This window comes from Deinococcus malanensis, assembly GCF_014647655.1.
GTDB classification, from domain to species: domain Bacteria; phylum Deinococcota; class Deinococci; order Deinococcales; family Deinococcaceae; genus Deinococcus; species Deinococcus malanensis.
Genome location: NZ_BMPP01000007.1, coordinates 29,190 through 45,478 on the forward strand (window position 1 = coordinate 29,190; position 16,289 = coordinate 45,478).

The following is a 16,289-nucleotide window of genomic DNA, read 5'->3' on the forward strand; positions in this document are numbered from 1 at the left end:
TTAGCAAAGGCGGCCCCCCTTCTTCGATTCCGAAAGGCAGCACAAAAAACCCCGCTTATCGCGGGGCCTTTCTTGGTGGCGATGCGCGGACTTGAACCGCGGACCTAACGATTATGAGTCGTTCGCTCTAACCAGCTGAGCTACATCGCCATATAAGTTGCCCCGGTTTGACCCGGGGCTTATGCTTGGTGGAGCTGAGGGGATTCGAACCCCTGACCTTCTGAATGCCATTCAGACGCGCTCCCAACTGCGCCACAGCCCCTTTTTTCCTTGGTGCGCCTCTTTCAAGGCTCAGCTAGGTTACCAGCGACCTTCAGGGATGTCAACGGGGGGCCGAAAGATGCTTCGAGGCCAGGTCGACATACCCCTCAATGAGGTGAATGATGACGGGATTGTGTGTGTGAACGCCGTGCGCCTCTCCACTGCCTCCCTCCTCGATAAAGTGAGCAATCAGCGCGGCTTCGCCGTCGCGGGCCAGCAGGAAAGCGCGCTGTCCCTGTGCAGCAATAGCCGGCAGATCGGTAAGGTGGGTGCGGTGCAGCGTGACCCCCCTGGGCGTGAGCCGTTCGAGCATGTCGCCGACTGCTGGCTCGCCCGCCATATAGATATGCTGGCGGGCATTCAGCGTGAGGTCTTCGCACAGACTGCGGATGGCTGCTTCCCCGTACAGGTGATAGACCGCCTCCGGCGCCGGGTCAGGGGCTAGGCGCGAGAGGTCACGGTCCAGGGCGCCCAGCCGGTCGTCAAAGGAGCGGCGGGCCCGCGCCAGATACTCACGCGCACTCAGCGGGGCGTATTCAAGGGGGTTCTGGCCTACTTTGGCCGCCAGGCCACGACCTTCCAGACGCTCAAGCGTCTCGTAGATCTTGGGGCGGGGAATGCCGGCCTGACGGGCCACGCGGGCCGGCACGGCGCGTCCCAGAGCCAGCAAGGCAGTGTAGGCGCGGGCTTCATACTCGGTGAGGCCCAGCGCTTGAAGGTGAATCACGGCACTCATCTGCTGTCCAGCATAAGGGATGAACCGAACACAGCCTGGGAGTGGCATCTCTTTGGCACCGCACTCTGTCTCCAGCGCAAGACGACATTGATCCCATTTGTGAGCACCAATGGCGCCGACGACACCAAGTTGCTGCACCATAAATACACCTTCAGGCGCACTCCAGCCCCGGCTTACCCTGTCTGACTATGCTGTACCGGGGCACCTATGGCAGAGCTCACCAGCCAGCAACGCGATGACCTGAGCGACAGCAAATTTGCGTACATCGACACGAAAGGCGGCCGTCACCTTCCCATTCACGATGAGGAGCACATTCGGAATGCCGCCGCCCGCTTCAACCAGACCCATTTTGAAAGCGCCAAGGCAAGGCAGCAGGCCGCGCGACAGATTCAGGTTGCAGCCACGAAGCACGGGGTACACCTTGATGACGATGACGCTGTGATTGAGGCAACCAGGTAGACCACTGGGGAGCAGATATCTGGCTCCGATTCACGACAGATACCGCTCTACCCTCAGGGAACTCATCCTTAGGCAGCCTTCATCCCGACCCAGGCCACGTCCTCTCAGGCCATAACGATCATTAAGTTAAAAGAAAGGATTTTGGAGTAGATTTCACATACGACCATGCTGACTGTGAAACTGCACTTAGCCGGCGGCGACATCATCGCCTTGGACATCACCCCATCGCAAAAAGACCGCCTGAGCAGGACCATCAATCAGGCACATTTGCCTACCCTGCCTTTCACAGCCAGCATCGGTGGCGTAGACGTGGAAATTCCCTGGCGTTCCATTTCGTACATCTCTTCGTATCCACAGGTTCAGGTTGCTGCGGTGCTCCGCGAAGCCGCTGTCTGATTTTTCGTTGATGCGGCCCCGCCTGGTGCGGGGTTTTTGTTGTTTAATTTGTCCTCCTGCTCTTCTGGCAGAGCCAACATACATCCCTGACCACTCGAAGGGGGCGACAAACAGAACACCCGGCACGAAACCGGGTGTTCTGTCTTCCTGCATGTGGTGGAGGCTTGGGGATTCGAACCCCAGACCCTCCGCTTGCAAAGACGTGCTGGCACTTCTAACGCATTCCAGTACTCTCCACCGCGCTACGGATGAATGCCGTCCCAAAAGATAAATAACACCCAGATTCGTCCATGCGACCCCATGCGATTCCAGGGTAATAGTCAGTCCTACTACACTGCTACTACACCGCGCTAACCGACTGGAAAACCAATGTCAACCGCTCTTTTCTGGCGCGAGTGCTTTTGGCGACAGCCCACTGAACACGTGCGAGCGCCCCTGCGTTTCTCCATTGGCTTACCGCACACCTGGCACTGCCGCACCGGGTCAACTGCAAATAGCTCGGCGAGTTCGTGAAAGCCCCAGGCCATCGCCCCACAACGGAGATAAGCCCCTACGCTCTCCCTTGACCGTATTCCCTTCGCAACCTGGCGCGGCGCGTACCCAAAGTCCCCCTCCACATGTTCTTGTCTCAGGAAATCGGCAAGTTCCCGCCGAAGGGTGCGCAAAGGGAAGGCGGAATACTTGGCCAGACTGGCTGCTACAGCGACAAAATGGGCTGCTGGGAGCGAGGGAGTGCCCATCACGAGGGCGGCGCTTCTGTAAATCTTCGACTGGCAATATGCTTCGTTCCACTGGGCGACCAGGGACTCAGGATCTCGAAATTCCTTATCCTTAGGGCTTACTCCATGCAGGTGCCGGTAGGTCTCTCGCAGGTAGTGAAACCCCAGGCTGCATTTCTGCCACTCAAACAGCGTGTCCCCCCACTTAGGATTGAGCATGGCGTACCGATGGGCGAGGTCAATGACGCCGCTTCGAAAAGCCGCCTCATCTGGAATCTTGCGTGCGAGATTCGCAATGTCTGCGTAAACCTTGAGGTTCTTTGGAGGCCATGACTCCTCAACCAGTGAGGGTTTCCCAGGATCATCAGCGAGTGGTCGCACGGCCCTTGAGTCGCCGGGCCAAGCTCTGACCAAGCGTGGGAAGGGAGGGCCGTCGTCAAACACACTCTCTTGGCCGGAGCGGTTCTCTTGAACCAGCGTGCGCCAGAGCGGCCCACGCTGCTGCCAACTTGACCCGTAGCCACCCCACTGCCGAGCCACTTGTTCCCATCGTTCCCGATCTTGAGTCGGCAGGTCGGCCATATCCTCAAGAATCGGAAAGTCAGGGTGTTCTTCACGTGGGCCGAACTCGGGAAGCTTGACCAATTCACCGGTATGCCACACGTCCCAAAGCGGAACTTCCTTTTCACACTCAGCCCAACGAACCGCAAAACGACGGGGACGCCATGTCACATTTATCGTCACATTTAAGGGCTTAGACACATGGGCAGGTTAACAGCATTCTTGAGGCATGACGAATCAAAAAAGCCTTCTTGGAATCGGGCAGATACGCGAGGAATACTCTCTGGGGCGTGAGCTTGCCACACGCTTGGCTGCCGCGATGCCCCACATTGTCGTGGGGCGTACCGGGACCGGGCCCCGGCGGCTTGTACACCGCACCGACCTGGAGAACGTGCTCATGCAAGCAAGCACGACCCAGACAGACCTTTGGCAGTTGGTAAGACAGGAGAATGCGGGAACCGTCATACGGTCCTGGCTCCATACCAACCAGAAGGAGACCAACTGATGAGCGTTCTCGGACTGCTGCACGCCGATGGAACGCCCATTACGGTGGAGTGCTGCGTGCGCCTGGCGCATCAACTGACCATCGAGTACACAGGGTTGCTCTCCGAGAGGAACGAACTCCGCAAGTCCTGCGCGGATGACCAGAGAGAAGCCGCCCTCCTCCGAGAGATCGAGAGGGATCTGGATCGTACTTGGGCAGTTGTCGAAGCGTGGATGGCGCTTGCTCGTGCTGGTGGGCTGGAGACGCAATGAATGGGCGTGAACTGCTGAGAGCCGTGAATCTCCCGGACCTGATTTCCATGCTGGCTGGGTCTGACGCAATGCGAGGTCTGACACGTGAACGGGGAGGCTTGATCTGTGATCCACGGCCCGGCTTCACCGAGCGGCACCCCTCCTTCAGCGTGTACCGGCAGGGCCTAGTCTGGCTCTGGAAGCGACACGGGGGCGATGAGGGCAGCGGCTCTGCCTATGACCTCCTGCTGGCCTATGGCTACTCGCCTGCAGCTGCCTGGGAGGAACTGGCGAGACTGGCCGGCGTTCCCCTCAATGCCTGGACACCTGATGCACCGCGGCACACTGCCACAGCCCGTGACCCGCTGGCCAACGTGCGGTCAGCGTTGGAACGGTGCGCACCGTTTGCCGACAACGAAGTCTGGCGGGCAACGTCGCTGGTGTCCTCCATTCAAGAAGGCGACAGTGCCGCCTGTGAACTCATGACGCGGGGCCTGTACGGCTGGGATGGACTGGAAGCCGGGAAGTTGCGCCGCTCCGTTTCCAGATCAGACGGGAAGCGGCTGGCCCATCCCGGAGCATTGGTATTCACCGTGCGGGGACCGGATGGCCGGCCCTGGGGGCTAAAGGTGCGGAATGCGGGAAGTGCTGACCGGCTGAAGGACCTAGGTCTCGACCGATACGTGTATGCAGTCTGGGGGCATGGTTCCCCGGCATGGTGCTCGCCGGGGTACGGCAGCGGGGAAGCGGTACTGATCGTGGAAGGCGAACTCAACGGGGCTGCAGCATCACGCGCCTTGATGCTGGCCGGCTTACAGCTGGATGTACAGGGGCTGGCCGGGGCTGGTGGTGCTCCATTCCTCGACGGTCTGACGGGGAAAGTCGTGTACCTGTATGCCGACCCGGATGAAGCTGGTACAGCCTGTCTGGAACGGCTGGCAAGGATCGCCAGGGGTGCAGGCGCGGCCGCTGTCCGAATCCTGGCGCCGCTGCCTGATGGGGACTTCTGCGATATCGCCGGAACGGAAGGACTGGCGAGGCTTGGCCGGGTGCTCAAGGACCTCTTGGCACATTCCACCATTCACCACACCGTTTCACCATCTGGTGAAAGCGTGGTGCCGGTTACACCACACCACCATTTCCCTAGAGGTGGTGTGGTGGTGGAAGCAGGGCTGAGCAAGTATCGGGCCAAACTCGACAAGAAATTGGGCGGTTCACGATGACGGGCCCCACTGGACCTCGACCTCTGCAGGTCTTCACTGGACTCAATGCACCTGACGTCAAGCCAGTGGAGTGGTTGGTGGAAAAGTTCCTGGCGCGCGGTGCCGGCACTTTGCTCTTCGGTCAACCTGGTGTAAGCAAGACCGTCCATGCCGCGCATCTCATGGCATGCCTCATTGCCGGGGTTCCCTTCGCCCACCTGAAGACTGTGCGGCGTGGTCTGCGAGTGCTGTACCTGGACTTCGACGGCTCGTGGGAATGGAACCGGGAATTGTTCGTGGCAGCTTTCCGAGGTGTAGGCGTTGAAGGTATCCCGGAGAGTTTTATCTACTACAGCCCAAACACCGAGGAATGCACCCGGCACGGGGAAGAAGCGGGGCTTCAAACGCTCGAATCCCTGGGACCGTCCCTCGCCGCCACGGTGAAGGAAATGCGCGTGGATGTGGTGGTGTGTGACTCCCTGGGGCAGATGATGGTGGGTGACACGAACAGCGGTCAGGACGTGGCACTGGCGCTGCGACTGGGGCTCAACCCAGCCCGCAAAGCAGGCGCGGCGGTCCTCGTCATCGATCACGCCACCAAGTCGGCCGCTGGTGGCTTTGGAGTCCCTACGCCGATGGGCAGCCAGCAGAAACGGGCCTGGGCACGCGTGTCTGTAGCTCTGGAACGCGACGAAAACGAGGACGGGCTTGTGACCCGCTGGAGTGTGGACAAGAGCAACACGGCACCCTTTGAGCCCTTCCTGACTCGCACCACTTTCACCAACGATGGTGAGGTGTTGAGCACGGTGGAACTCGACTTCATTGGAGAGGCTGGGCCACGTGTGCCGCCCCGTGAACGCCTCGACCGTGGGGCCGAAGCACAGCGCGACATTCTGGACGCTTTGCAGGATGGCCCGCTGCCACGCGCCAAACTGGGGAAAGGCGGCACGTTCGACCGGGCGCTGAAGTCATTGGAACAGACCGGCCACGTGGTGCGACTCGACCGGGGACTGTACGCCCTGCCGGACCCGGAATCCATTGCACCACCACACCAACCCCTGGGAAGTGGTGGTGTGGTGAAAGTGGTAGCAGTCGTTCGGGGGGCAGACGGGGAGGAGTTGGGCGCATGGTGACCCACGAACTGCTACGGGAACTGGAAGGCCGAGGAGTCCGCCTGGTGGTGCAGGGAGACCGGTTGGTGGCCCGGGGTCCTGCGGGCGCCATCACCCCTGACCTGTCGGAGAAAATCAAGGCGCAGAAAGCCGAACTCTTGCGGCAGTTGAAGAAGGGGGGCCGTGCGCCCCTCTCTGCTTTGCCTGAACCCCTGGTCCGGTTGGTGGCAGCGGCGGCTGGAGACCACCTGAACCGCCCCGCTTTTCTCCCTGGTGGAATGGTGAGCAATCTGGGCAGCTACGTTCTGGCTTGTGCCGCCCTGTACGCCTGTGGACGTGAGCCTGACAGGCAGCTGGCTGATTTGTGGAACGCGCATGCGGTCTGGGCTCATTGAAGTGCTTGAGGCCCCTTGCGCGCGTGAGGGTGAAAAGAGCAGAGCCCCCACACTCCCCATCCGTCCCAGTCGTGTCGTGCGCACGCGTTGCCCCTTTGCAAACTATGCGCTTCCAGACCTCAAATGGTCGGGCTCAACAAAGGTTGGTCGATACGCACAGATGATGGCCAAGGTAGGAACAGCCTATTTGCCGGAACGCTGTGAGCAACCGTGGCGTACCAGCAGCATGGGCCTGTTCTCGCAACCTCAACCTGAACCTGTGGAGATTAACAGCATTCAACTCCGCTGCCATCATTGCCAGCATGACTCCTTTTGGGAGCGAGAAGGACAATTGAATACGATGGGTGCGACGCTCCTCAATCTTGATTGGATGAACAGAAGTGCCAGAGTGTTCGTCTGCGCTTCGTGTGGGCACCTGCACTGGTTCCTCGAACCTTGAGGCGATCAACCCACTGTCATCTTTATCAGAGCGAGGTGGACCGTGGATCAGGAGTCATCAGCGTCTATCGTGCGCTCTCTCAGCTGCCGTAATTTCTGCTGCTGCAGGTTCCTGTGCCGATCACGGTCTGCGTTGACCACTTGGACCATGTGATTCACGGTCTGAGTGGTCTCGACCTTCTGAAAATCACCGTACTGCGGCCGGTCCCAGGCCTTCATTAGGAACTCGTTCGCACGTACAGAAGCCATGGCCATTTTGGGGTCTGTGCTGTTCGCGATCCGGTACATGTTTTCTTCGAGCTTGGCCACGCGGGTCTGGTTCATGAACCTGGTTACAGCTTCCTCAAACACTGGGTACTGTTCACGCCACCGCCATACGGTGGTGATGTTCACGCCACTCGCGGTGCAGGCGGCCAGCAGCATGCCTTCGTCCTGTAGGGCTCGCAGGAAGGCACACATGCGCTCGTGACGGGTCTTCTGCGCGGGAGTCCAGTCGGCAGGGTCGCCGGGCAGTAGAGGGGCCTGGGCCTGTTCGTCAATGGTCAGGGCAGTCATACCCTCACCTTGTCAGAGCGTACGCAGGGAGATGGCACGCTTATTCCAGTAACGTCGGTTATCGTTGGAAAGACCCAAAATCTGCCCTTTGGATCAGGGCATCTCGGTCAAGGTAAGAAGTGAATCCGAGCAACCGCTTGTATCGTTCAGGGCATGATCTCTGAGTTCTGGCTTCGCTTCCTGGTCCTTCTCGCGCTGGCTATTCCATTCGGACTCTGGCTGAGAACACGTGACTTCCAGAAGTGGGAACGCAGATTTCTGGAATTTGTGTTTATGCTGGCTGTCTTCGTCCTTTTTGATGCGCTGCGCGGCAACTTGTCCTAAAGCCTCCTCGTGCGCAGGGCCAGTGGTCTGAAACGTCTGATGTACAGGAATTGAGCGTTCTACCGTCTATAACGTCGGCCATCACCGCTTACGCCTGTGGAGGCCAGTTGCCCTGGCGATATATAGACCTACCAGACCACTCACAACACCAACGATGGAAGTAACCCAATCAATGTCAAATTCAGTGTCACCCCTCCATAGGTACTGAATCCCTTCAAGCAGGAACCAGATTCCAAAAAAAGCGACAACAAAGGTGGCAATCCTCTTCAGCATGCAGCCAGCAGACCACAGCTACAGGGTTGACATGGACGCATATCAGCCTTGACCACAACGGGATGACTGACGGCATGCTGGTGCACTCCTATGAGGTCGGCAGACAGCACGGCGTGAACCTCAATGCGAAAACATAATCTAGGACATGGAGCCACGAAGAAAGCTGACCTTTTTAATCCACACCTTGAAGACCTCTGGCGGTATGGAACGTGTGGCAGCGACGGTTGCGGGCGGCCTGACAACACGCGGTTTTGACGTGGAGATTCTGACCCTGTGGGGGGACACGAGTGCCTATCCGCTCCCCTCGGAGGTGCGGCTGACCACACTGGGACTCTCCACAGACGTCCTCGAGGTGAGGAAGAAGATGCCACAAGTCATCCGAGCCATCCGTCAGCACCTCAAACGCCGCCGGCCGGACACACTGATCGTCACTGACACCTTTCTCAGCCTCTTCGCCACTCCTGCCGCGTTCGGCCTGCGGGTACGGCAGGTCGCCTGGGAGCATTTCAACTTTCATTTCTCCTTCGGGATGCGCTCGCGGCAGCTTGCCCGGGGGATAGCTGCCCATCTGGCGCAGGATGTGGTGACGCTGACCCAGCGCGACGTGGCGCAGTGGCGCAGTGCCTTCCCCCGAGCCCGCGCCAGGTTGCAGAGCATTACCAACCCGATGCCGTTTCCCTCCCTGACCGACAATCCCTACGCACTGGACAGTCGGACCGTGCTGGCAGTGGGCTGGCTGGACCGCCGCAAAGGCTTTGACCTGCTGCTGGAAGCGTGGGCGCGGGTGCAGGGAGACTTCCCTGGATGGTCGCTGAAGATCATCGGCACGGGCGAAGAAGAGGAGGCACTGCGAGCGCAGGCCGCGAGTCTGGGCCTGGAGCGTTGGGCATTGGCGCCGCAGACCTCTCACATTGAGCAGGAGTACCGGAATGCAGGCGTATTTGTCCTGCCCTCGCGTTTCGAGGGATTACCAATGGTACTGATCGAGTCGCAGGCGCACGGGGTGCCAGCAGTGGCCTTTGACTGCCTGACTGGACCGGCAGAGATATTCGAGACCGGGGGAGGAGTGCTGGTGCCACTGGAGGACGTGGAGGGCTTTGCGCGGGAACTGGGAGGCCTGATGGCGGACACAGCCGCCCGACAGGGTTTGAGCGAGCGGGCCTTCCAAGGCACGAAAAGGTACGAGCGGGAGCGTGTGCTCGACCACTGGATGACTTTGCTGGGAGCACGGTAGGCACGAATCAAGGCGGCCTTCGGGTCGCCTTCTTCGTTGCCAAGCGAACCTTACACGGGATTTTCGGCGGTGAAAAAAGAAGAGGGTACAGGGTAGTAGTAGACCCCCCATACCCCCAAAGGCCACCCCTGGGATGGTGACTATCCGAGACACCGAATTGCTGTCTGGCCGGAAAGTGCACCAGCCCACTGATGATTCGGAGCCCGGCCGCGCCACTGAACTCCTCCATTACCTGCCGATTGGAGAGTGGGCACCAGGTGCCTCACACTGCTGGACATCACTGAGTGCTACTCGTACAGGAGTTTCATTCTTCAGCTTGGAGTAGATGGAGGTATCGTGAAAGCGCAGGATCAACGGTTATGTACCGACCTCATAGTCCAGATTTACCATTGAATATGGTACGGATTATCTTACTATTGGCCTCTCTGGTCACTATGACCGGATGCACGACTTCTTCTCCAACTGCCAATGTCTTGAGTAACTGCGTCAACGAAACGACTACTGACCTTCATACAGGTGGCACGCCACCGAGCGGCTTGCAAACGCACATGGTGTGGACCCACTGTCAAGATCGACACGTGGAGGAGGACAAGTAGGTCAAGGACGGCGATACGCCATCAGGCTATTGCAGCCGGGCTGATGTTCTTACATTTTAGCCCGGAGGGGTAGGGCGAAGGGAAGTCGACATGAGGCGCCACGGTCATTCAGCGGAGTCGGTATCTGGCGACTGCTTGGGCCATGTATGCCCGGTACTCATTGATCATGCCCGAGGTGAAGGTAGCGTCAATACGTGGTGACCAGCCGGCAGGCCGGATCCAGATGGTGGCCTGATCAACCGTCTGATTCACTGTGTTGGTGGCCTCTGCTTCCAGGAGGAGGAGGGTCTTGTTGGCAGTCTTCAGCGCGTAGCCTCTGGTGTTCAGGAAGGCGAGCGACTGGTCGTACAGGTACTCTGACGGGACGTGATCCCATGTGATAATCCGCACGGTCACTGGCGCGCAGGAAGCAATGAGCAGTCCGGTCGCAACAAACAGGAACGGGTGCTGTTTCATGGCCCTAGAGTGACATGACTGCTGTCGGAGATGTTGGAATCAGTAGGATCGAAGGGAGCTGCCATTCTCAGAGGTTCTTGCAGGCCACACGCAAGACGTTCGGGCTCTCACACGGAGCAGACCGAGGCTGGCGCTGACTCCACCATGTCTAATGGCAAAACCCCCAGGACACACCTTGGGGGCAGACGGGCAGGTGGTCTTAGTGCGCTTCAGTAAACAGGCCTTCCACGAATTGCTGGTGCCGGCTTTTGCCTCCCCCGTTCAGCTCCTCAAAGACAGATTCCATAACATCTGCCAGTTCATCAACGAGAAGCTGTGATGCCCAGTGCATCACCCACGGCTTCATCGCTTCGCGCATCAGCACCTCCAGGTGATCGTGTGCGGCGTCAAGCCGAATGGAGTCTCCAAAGCATTTGGTGCACAGCAGTTCGTGTGAGCTCCTGTGGGGCATGGCGGGTGTCGCACCGCAACTGGTGCAGGACTGAGCGAAAAGTTGGGTCTGCATGGTAGTTCTCCTTTGGAGTGGGGGCCAGGTGGCCCCCGTAGATCAGGCGGCGTGGGTGTGGCGCTGTTGCTGTGCGTAGGCCAGTACGTCGCGGGTTTCCTGTCGGCAGAGTTCGGTGAGGCTTGTGACAGGGACGCCACAGATGAACGAGGCAAATGCGTAGTGGTCCTGGACGCCTGCATGGGCCAGGGCTTTGTGGAGGTCGTGGGCTTCTGTCTTGCTGATCGTCACCGAGGGGGTGAAGATCACTCCTTCCAGGTAGGTCAGTTCGTGGGCCACGTGGGCAGCTGCCAGGGATGTAACGTGCTGGGCTTCACCGGAGTGAGTGAGGCTGACCATACGGCCGTCTTTCCAGTGGGTCACGATTTCCGCGCCTGTCATGGGTGCGGGGTAGATGTAGAAGCCGTCTGCGGGAATACTGTTCATGCTTTCACCTGTAGGGGAGGAAGTCAGTCGGGGACGCGGAAACTTGCCGGTCGAAGCGCCCCTTTCTGCTGTCGCTAGTTTACCGGATTCCGGTTAGATTGGCAACCGTATTCCGGTAATAACCGGAATATGTTAAGGTGCTTGTATGAACGATGAAATACGAGCCGCCGTGGACGCCCGACTGCAGGACAAGGGGTTGAGCAGGTCAGACCTTGCCCGTGCCATAGGGAAAACGCCACAGGCCATAACCCGTGCTCTTAACGGCGGAAAGGATGGGGGCGGGCAGGTGCCCGGTATCTGGGCTGCAATTCTCGAAACCTTGGATCTGGAACTCGTGGCGCAACCCAAGCAGGACGGCTGACATGACGGGTGAGCGTACGAAGAAAGCGGAGAAGAAGACGAAGGCGCGTGGCAACGGTGAGGGCACAGTCTGGAAAGAAGGCGACGTGTACCGCTGGCAAGTCACTCTCGGGTACAAGACGGACGGCAAGCGAATCACCCGGTCAGGTCGTGCAGCCAGTAAGAAGGCGGCCCACGACGCCATGAACAAAGTTCAGGCGGACTACTCGCGCGGGCTGATTGGGGAACCTGCAAAAGTGACGGTGGCCGAGTACGCAGGCCGCTGGCAACGGCGACAATTACAAGTCACGCCCAGAACGGCGAACCAGTACGGGGAGGAGCTGGCCTATGCGCTGGAATACATCGGAGACATGCGTCTTCAGGATGTGCGTCCCCATCACATGAAAGACCTCATGGTGACGCTCTCCAAACGCCAGATGCATGGGGGCACGGTCATGTCTCCCCGCACTCAGGCGCGCGTGCTGACCCGGCTGCGCTCTGTCTTTCGGGAAGCGGTCACGGATCAGATCATCTACGTCAACCCGATGGAGGGCGTGCGGCAGGTCAAGGCGACACGGGCAGCTTCAGCAGGAGAGGCGCTGGACTTTGACCAGGCGTCACGACTGCACACCATTGGGACAGCCCTGCATGCGGCTGGGCTGTGTCGCCAGTGGCCCGCCATTTTCACGGCGGTCAGCATCGGTCTGAGGCGTGGCGAAGTCATGGGCCTGACCTGGCAGGACATAGACCTTGAGCGGGGCGTGTTGCGCATCAGGCAAACGCGGGTTATGGGCCTGGAAGAAATCGAGATGGGCGACCCCAAGACGGTCAACTCACGGCGGGACGTTCACCTTCCCCCGTCACTGGTGGCCGTGCTGCTGGACCACCGGGCTGCACAGGAGAAGGAGCGTCAGGCAGCAGGCAGCGCGTGGGCCGGAACGGGCGCGGTCTTCGCGACGGCACTAGGCGACTGGACCCACCCAGCCAATATGGAACGGGGCGTCAAGCTGCTGGTGGACTGGTCAGACCCGGAGCGGCTGGATCAGCAGTCGGGGAAGCGCACTGTCTGGCAGGGAGTCCCACGTGAGAAGCGGGCCGCTCTGATGGCAGCTGTGCAGGCGGGAGAGAAGTTGCCCAGTATTTCGCCCCATGACCTGCGCCACACCTATGCCACGCTGGCCCTGCGTCGGGGTGTGCCGGTGGAAGTAGTGTCGAAGGTGCTGGGACATGCGCGGGTGTCGATCACCCTGGATGTGTACCGGCATGTGATGGACAACGAGAGGCGGGCGCTGGTGGTGGACCTCTTCGATGCGTTACCCACCACGCCAGCCATCACCCTCCCCGCGCTGAATTGAGCGCCTATTACACTGCTACTACACCGGGGAGTGAAAAAATGGACACTCTCAGATCGCAAGCAAAAAAGAAACACCGTACTAGACGGTGTTTTCTTTGGTGGAGGCTTGGGGATTCGAACCCCAGACCCTCCGCTTGCAAAGCGGATGCTCTCCCGCTGAGCTAAGCCCCCTCAGCGCTGGGAAGCTTAGCAGAGCACGGCGCATCTGGCAAGGCTTGATAGCCTATATAAGGCTGCGCCCAGGAAAAACCACGGTCCAGCAGCGAGCCGGGCCTCTCCGGCAGTACTTCCCTGCCTGCCGCACGGCTCGTGAAACTGTCCAGAAGCCGGCGCAGCTTTTAGGCCACAAGGCGCACGGAAGGCAGCCATCGGGGCCGCTAGCATAGGCTCATGTTCCGCTGTCGCCCGCCGCTTCCATCGTTTCCACCCGGTGCGCTGCTGGTCGGTGGTGCAGCACGTGACTGGCTGCGTGGGGTGGCGCCCAAGGATTTTGACTGGGCCACGCCGGACCCGGCCGGGGCCGCAGCGCAGCTTGCTCAGGCAACGGGCGGAGCCGTTTTCCCGCTGGATGAAGCCCGCGGCTACTGGCGGGTGCATACTCCAGACGGGGTACAGCACGACTTTGTGCCTCTTCCAGCTGAGGTGGCGTCGGACCTGCTCCGGCGCGATTTCACAGTCAATGCATTGGCCCTCACGTCCGACCGGCAGGTGCTCGACCTGGCACAGGGCCAGAAGGATCTGCGTGCCAAGCGGCTGAGGATGGTGTCGGCAGCAAACCTGTGGGATGACCCCTTGCGGGCCTGGCGTGCAGCGCGGTTTGAAGTCACCCTAGGGTTCCGCCTGGACTCCATGACCGAAAGCGTGGTCCGTGAGGTGGCAGGTGCTCTCGCCTCCAGTGACCTTGCGCTCCCAGCCTCCGAGCGGGTCCGCGACGAACTACACGCCTTGCTGGCTCACCCAAATGCTGCACGCGGCATTGGGCGCCTGGAAGACCTGGGGCTGCTGAGCCTGACTGTTCCTGAGTTGCGCGAAGGACGCGGTCTGGAGCAGGGCGGATTTCACCATCTGGACGTCTTTGACCACGGCGTAGAAGCCCTGCATCAGCTGCTGGCCCGTCGCCCGGAGGCGGAGCTGCCGCTGCGGTGGGCCGCCCTGCTGCACGACGTGGGCAAGCCACGCACCCGGGCCACTGATCCCGACACCGGACGCACCACGTTCTATGGACATGACCGGCAGGGCGCTGAGCTCACAAATGGGATTCTGACGCGGCTAAAGCTACCGGGAGAGGACGTGCGGCGGGCCGCCGCCCTGGTAGGTGCACACATGGTGCCGCTCCCGTCCACAGAGCGTGAAGCGAGGCGCTTTGTCCACTGGCGGCGCGAGTTGCTGCCTGACCTGCTGAGTCTCATGCTTGCTGACCGCGAGGCAGCGCGGGGCCCCATGAGCAGTCCAGCCAGCCGTCGGGCCTACGCGCAGGGCATGGACCGGGTGCTCGCCGCCCTGGAGGAGCAACCAGCGCCACCGCCACCCCTGCTGACCGGCCAGGAGGTCATGGTCCTGCTGGGTGCAGGACCCGGACCCCGCGTGGGGGAGGCCCTGCGTGCCGTGGCCGAAGCCGCAGCCATGGGAGAGGTACGCACTGCCCAGGAAGCGCGGGACTTTGTGGCGGCCTGGAACACGCACTCGCCGTGACATTCCTGTAGGCGGTTCCCGCTATGCTGCCGCCCGATGACCCCGCAGGACCATACGCATGATGCCCACCCCCTGACACCCGACTGGGTCAAGGACGCCGTGTTCTACCAGATCTTCCCGGACCGTTTCGCGCGAAGTGGCCGCGTTACAGGACTTAACCTCCAGTCCTGGGGAGATGCGCCTCATTTCAACAAATACATGGGGGGCGACCTGTGGGGCGTGCTGGAGCGGCTGGACTACATCCAGAGCCTGGGCGTCAATGCCATCTACTTCTGCCCGGTGTTTCAGTCGGCCAGCAACCACCGCTACCACACGCACGACTACTATCAGGTGGACCCCATGCTGGGGGGTAACGAGGCGCTGCGGGCCCTGATCGACGCGGCTCATGCACGCGGTATCCGGGTGGTGCTCGACGGCGTGTTTAACCATGCCAGTCGTGGTTTTTTCCAGTTCAACGACCTGCTGGAACAGGGCGACGCCAGCGCCTACCGCGACTGGTTCCATGTGGAGGGCTGGCCGCTGCGTCCCTACGACGATTCCCGGCCGGCCAACTACGCGGCGTGGTGGGGCAACCCGGCGCTTCCCAAGTTCAACACCAACAATGTGGCAGTGCGGAACTTCCTGTGGAACGTGGCCGAGCACTGGATCCGCTTCGGGATCGACGGCTGGCGCCTGGACGTGCCCAACGAGATCGACGACGACAGCTTCTGGCAGGAGTTCCGCCGGCGTGTCAAGGCCCTGAATCCTGACGCCTACATCGTTGGAGAGATCTGGGGCGACGCCCACCGCTGGCTGGCTGGCGACCAGTTCGACGCGGTCATGAACTACCACTTCACGCGGCCGTGCCTGGCATTTTTTGGCGCCGGCACCCTGGATCACGCGATGAATGAACGCAGTGGGACCGGTCTGGTCGCCCCTATGACCGCCGAAGCTTTTGCAGCGCGCATGGACGAGGTCACGCGGATGTACCACCCAGAGGTGGTGCGGGCACAGCTGAACCTGCTCGACTCCCACGACACGGCCCGCTACCTGAGCGCCGTGGGCGGCGACGCCAGCGCCCACCGGCTGGCCCTGATCTTCCTGATGACCTATGTGGGAGCCCCATGCCTGTACTACGGCGACGAGATCGGCCTGCCCGGGGGTCCTGACCCGGACTGCCGGCGGGCGTTCCCCTGGAACGAGGGTACCTGGGACCACGTCACGCTGAATCTGACGCGCCGGCTGACGGCCGCGCGCCACGCCAGCACGGCCCTGCAACGCGGCGACTTCCGGGTCACCCACGCCTGCGGCCAGCATCTGGTGTTTGCCCGCGAGCATGCCTCCGGCAGCGCGTACGTGGCGTTGAACTGCGCTTCCTTGCCCGCTCGCCTGCCGGTTCAGGCGCAGCCTGGTGACTACCGTGATGCCCTCAGCGGCCAGATCTGCACGCTTGACGCCCAGGGTGAAGTCAATATTCCGGCGCGCGGCGCCGTGGTGCTCCTGCCTGTCTAAAGCTATTTCGGGCAGCCGCTGCCCTGGAGC

General features: G+C 60.8%; 17 protein-coding genes and 3 tRNA genes. 11 read left to right on the forward strand and 9 right to left on the reverse strand.

Features of this window, described 5'->3' with window-relative positions:
* Nucleotides 1–73 precede the first annotated feature (73 nt).
* The 3 genes from IEY49_RS09545 to IEY49_RS09555 all read right to left on the reverse strand — a co-directional run bounded on the left by IEY49_RS09545 (nucleotide 74) and on the right by IEY49_RS09555 (nucleotide 997).
* Nucleotides 74–150 (reverse strand) — tRNA-Met (locus IEY49_RS09545).
* 36 nt (nucleotides 151–186) lie between these two features.
* Nucleotides 187–262 (reverse strand) — tRNA-Ala (locus tag IEY49_RS09550).
* A gap of 60 nt (nucleotides 263–322) precedes the next feature.
* Complete coding sequence (locus IEY49_RS09555) at nucleotides 323–997, reverse strand: TrmB family transcriptional regulator (RefSeq protein WP_189007402.1); 675 nt, start codon at nucleotides 995–997, stop codon at nucleotides 323–325.
* A 207-nt stretch (nucleotides 998–1,204) separates the two neighbouring features.
* On the opposite strand from IEY49_RS09555, the gene IEY49_RS09560 reads away from it, so the two are divergent.
* Complete coding sequence (locus IEY49_RS09560) at nucleotides 1,205–1,456, forward strand: DUF6582 domain-containing protein (protein WP_189007405.1); 252 nt, start codon at nucleotides 1,205–1,207, stop codon at nucleotides 1,454–1,456.
* Between the two features lie 186 nt (nucleotides 1,457–1,642).
* Here the strand turns inward: IEY49_RS09560 and IEY49_RS09565 are convergent, their stop codons facing one another.
* Nucleotides 1,643–2,005, reverse strand: coding sequence for a hypothetical protein (locus tag IEY49_RS09565; protein ID WP_189007408.1), 363 nt, complete (start codon nucleotides 2,003–2,005; stop codon nucleotides 1,643–1,645).
* 1,631 nt (nucleotides 2,006–3,636) lie between these two features.
* On the opposite strand from IEY49_RS09565, the gene IEY49_RS09570 reads away from it, so the two are divergent.
* From IEY49_RS09570 to IEY49_RS09585, 4 genes are read left to right on the forward strand one after another with little or no spacing between them, the layout of a single operon-like run.
* Nucleotides 3,637–3,888 (forward strand): hypothetical protein, encoded by a 252-nt coding sequence (locus IEY49_RS09570; protein ID WP_189007411.1) that lies wholly within the window; start codon nucleotides 3,637–3,639, stop codon nucleotides 3,886–3,888.
* Nucleotides 3,885–5,090 carry a hypothetical protein gene (locus IEY49_RS09575; protein ID WP_189007414.1) on the forward strand — a complete coding sequence of 402 codons (1,206 nt, stop codon included), beginning with the start codon at nucleotides 3,885–3,887 and terminating at the stop codon, nucleotides 5,088–5,090. The genes IEY49_RS09570 and IEY49_RS09575 overlap by 4 nt, the downstream gene beginning before the upstream one ends.
* On the forward strand, nucleotides 5,087–6,202 hold the full coding sequence (locus tag IEY49_RS09580; protein ID WP_229780723.1) for an AAA family ATPase: 1,116 nt from the start codon (nucleotides 5,087–5,089) through the stop codon (nucleotides 6,200–6,202). The genes IEY49_RS09575 and IEY49_RS09580 overlap by 4 nt, the downstream gene beginning before the upstream one ends.
* Nucleotides 6,196–6,576, forward strand: coding sequence for a TubC N-terminal docking domain-related protein (locus IEY49_RS09585; RefSeq protein WP_189007421.1), 381 nt, complete (start codon nucleotides 6,196–6,198; stop codon nucleotides 6,574–6,576). Before IEY49_RS09580 ends, IEY49_RS09585 begins: the two co-directional genes overlap by 7 nt.
* Nucleotides 6,577–7,062: 486 nt before the next feature.
* On the opposite strand, the gene IEY49_RS09590 is transcribed toward IEY49_RS09585, so the two are convergent.
* Nucleotides 7,063–7,569, reverse strand: coding sequence for a hypothetical protein (locus IEY49_RS09590; RefSeq protein WP_189007424.1), 507 nt, complete (start codon nucleotides 7,567–7,569; stop codon nucleotides 7,063–7,065).
* Nucleotides 7,570–7,722: 153 nt separating this feature from the next.
* On the opposite strand from IEY49_RS09590, the gene IEY49_RS09595 reads away from it, so the two are divergent.
* Both IEY49_RS09595 and IEY49_RS09600 read left to right on the forward strand, forming a co-directional pair.
* Complete coding sequence (locus IEY49_RS09595) at nucleotides 7,723–7,893, forward strand: hypothetical protein (protein ID WP_189007427.1); 171 nt, start codon at nucleotides 7,723–7,725, stop codon at nucleotides 7,891–7,893.
* 418 nt (nucleotides 7,894–8,311) lie between these two features.
* Entirely contained in the window at nucleotides 8,312–9,400 is a 1,089-nt protein-coding gene (locus IEY49_RS09600) for a glycosyltransferase family 4 protein (protein ID WP_189007430.1), read from the forward strand.
* Between the two features lie 704 nt (nucleotides 9,401–10,104).
* Here IEY49_RS09600 and IEY49_RS09605 read toward each other — a convergent pair.
* From IEY49_RS09605 to IEY49_RS09615, 3 genes are all read right to left on the reverse strand, one after another.
* Nucleotides 10,105–10,452, reverse strand: a complete 348-nt coding sequence (locus IEY49_RS09605; protein ID WP_189007432.1) for a hypothetical protein — start codon at nucleotides 10,450–10,452, stop codon at nucleotides 10,105–10,107.
* A 199-nt stretch (nucleotides 10,453–10,651) separates the two neighbouring features.
* Nucleotides 10,652–10,810 (reverse strand): hypothetical protein, encoded by a 159-nt coding sequence (locus IEY49_RS09610; protein WP_189007436.1) that lies wholly within the window; start codon nucleotides 10,808–10,810, stop codon nucleotides 10,652–10,654.
* 189 nt (nucleotides 10,811–10,999) lie between these two features.
* A complete protein-coding gene (locus tag IEY49_RS09615) occupies nucleotides 11,000–11,383 on the reverse strand; it encodes a hypothetical protein (RefSeq protein ID WP_189007438.1) in 384 nt (127 codons plus the stop codon).
* 145 nt (nucleotides 11,384–11,528) lie between these two features.
* Here IEY49_RS09615 and IEY49_RS09620 point away from each other — a divergent pair, with 145 nt between their 5' ends.
* Both IEY49_RS09620 and IEY49_RS09625 read left to right on the forward strand, forming a co-directional pair.
* Complete coding sequence (locus IEY49_RS09620) at nucleotides 11,529–11,744, forward strand: helix-turn-helix domain-containing protein (protein ID WP_189007441.1); 216 nt, start codon at nucleotides 11,529–11,531, stop codon at nucleotides 11,742–11,744.
* A gap of 1 nt (nucleotide 11,745) precedes the next feature.
* Nucleotides 11,746–13,077, forward strand: coding sequence for a tyrosine-type recombinase/integrase (locus tag IEY49_RS09625; RefSeq protein WP_189007444.1), 1,332 nt, complete (start codon nucleotides 11,746–11,748; stop codon nucleotides 13,075–13,077).
* Nucleotides 13,078–13,172: 95 nt separating this feature from the next.
* Here the strand turns inward: IEY49_RS09625 and IEY49_RS09630 are convergent.
* Nucleotides 13,173–13,247 (reverse strand) — tRNA-Ala (locus IEY49_RS09630).
* 219 nt (nucleotides 13,248–13,466) lie between these two features.
* On the opposite strand from IEY49_RS09630, the gene IEY49_RS09635 reads away from it, so the two are divergent.
* Both IEY49_RS09635 and IEY49_RS09640 read left to right on the forward strand, forming a co-directional pair.
* Entirely contained in the window at nucleotides 13,467–14,768 is a 1,302-nt protein-coding gene (locus IEY49_RS09635; protein ID WP_189007447.1) for an HD domain-containing protein, read from the forward strand.
* A gap of 36 nt (nucleotides 14,769–14,804) precedes the next feature.
* Nucleotides 14,805–16,259: a glycoside hydrolase family 13 protein gene (locus tag IEY49_RS09640; RefSeq protein WP_189007449.1), complete on the forward strand. Its 1,455-nt coding sequence runs from the start codon at nucleotides 14,805–14,807 to the stop codon at nucleotides 16,257–16,259.
* Nucleotides 16,260–16,289: the final 30 nt, after the last annotated feature.

Bases quoted from the DNA above. Each gene is read 5' to 3' on its own strand.
- IEY49_RS09555 (WP_189007402.1), bottom strand. From the start codon at position 997: ATGAGTGCCGTGATTCACCTTCAAGCGCTGGGCCTCACCGAGTATGAA.
- IEY49_RS09560 (WP_189007405.1), top strand. From the start codon at position 1,205: ATGGCAGAGCTCACCAGCCAGCAACGCGATGACCTGAGCGACAGCAAA.
- IEY49_RS09565 (WP_189007408.1), bottom strand. From the start codon at position 2,005: ATGCAGGAAGACAGAACACCCGGTTTCGTGCCGGGTGTTCTGTTTGTC.
- IEY49_RS09570 (WP_189007411.1), top strand. From the start codon at position 3,637: ATGAGCGTTCTCGGACTGCTGCACGCCGATGGAACGCCCATTACGGTG.
- IEY49_RS09575 (WP_189007414.1), top strand. From the start codon at position 3,885: ATGAATGGGCGTGAACTGCTGAGAGCCGTGAATCTCCCGGACCTGATT.
- IEY49_RS09580 (WP_229780723.1), top strand. From the start codon at position 5,087: ATGACGGGCCCCACTGGACCTCGACCTCTGCAGGTCTTCACTGGACTC.
- IEY49_RS09585 (WP_189007421.1), top strand. From the start codon at position 6,196: ATGGTGACCCACGAACTGCTACGGGAACTGGAAGGCCGAGGAGTCCGC.
- IEY49_RS09590 (WP_189007424.1), bottom strand. From the start codon at position 7,569: ATGACTGCCCTGACCATTGACGAACAGGCCCAGGCCCCTCTACTGCCC.
- IEY49_RS09595 (WP_189007427.1), top strand. From the start codon at position 7,723: ATGATCTCTGAGTTCTGGCTTCGCTTCCTGGTCCTTCTCGCGCTGGCT.
- IEY49_RS09600 (WP_189007430.1), top strand. From the start codon at position 8,312: ATGGAGCCACGAAGAAAGCTGACCTTTTTAATCCACACCTTGAAGACC.
- IEY49_RS09605 (WP_189007432.1), bottom strand. From the start codon at position 10,452: ATGAAACAGCACCCGTTCCTGTTTGTTGCGACCGGACTGCTCATTGCT.
- IEY49_RS09610 (WP_189007436.1), bottom strand. From the start codon at position 10,810: ATGCGCGAAGCGATGAAGCCGTGGGTGATGCACTGGGCATCACAGCTT.
- IEY49_RS09615 (WP_189007438.1), bottom strand. From the start codon at position 11,383: ATGAACAGTATTCCCGCAGACGGCTTCTACATCTACCCCGCACCCATG.
- IEY49_RS09620 (WP_189007441.1), top strand. From the start codon at position 11,529: ATGAACGATGAAATACGAGCCGCCGTGGACGCCCGACTGCAGGACAAG.
- IEY49_RS09625 (WP_189007444.1), top strand. From the start codon at position 11,746: ATGACGGGTGAGCGTACGAAGAAAGCGGAGAAGAAGACGAAGGCGCGT.
- IEY49_RS09635 (WP_189007447.1), top strand. From the start codon at position 13,467: ATGTTCCGCTGTCGCCCGCCGCTTCCATCGTTTCCACCCGGTGCGCTG.
- IEY49_RS09640 (WP_189007449.1), top strand. From the start codon at position 14,805: ATGACCCCGCAGGACCATACGCATGATGCCCACCCCCTGACACCCGAC.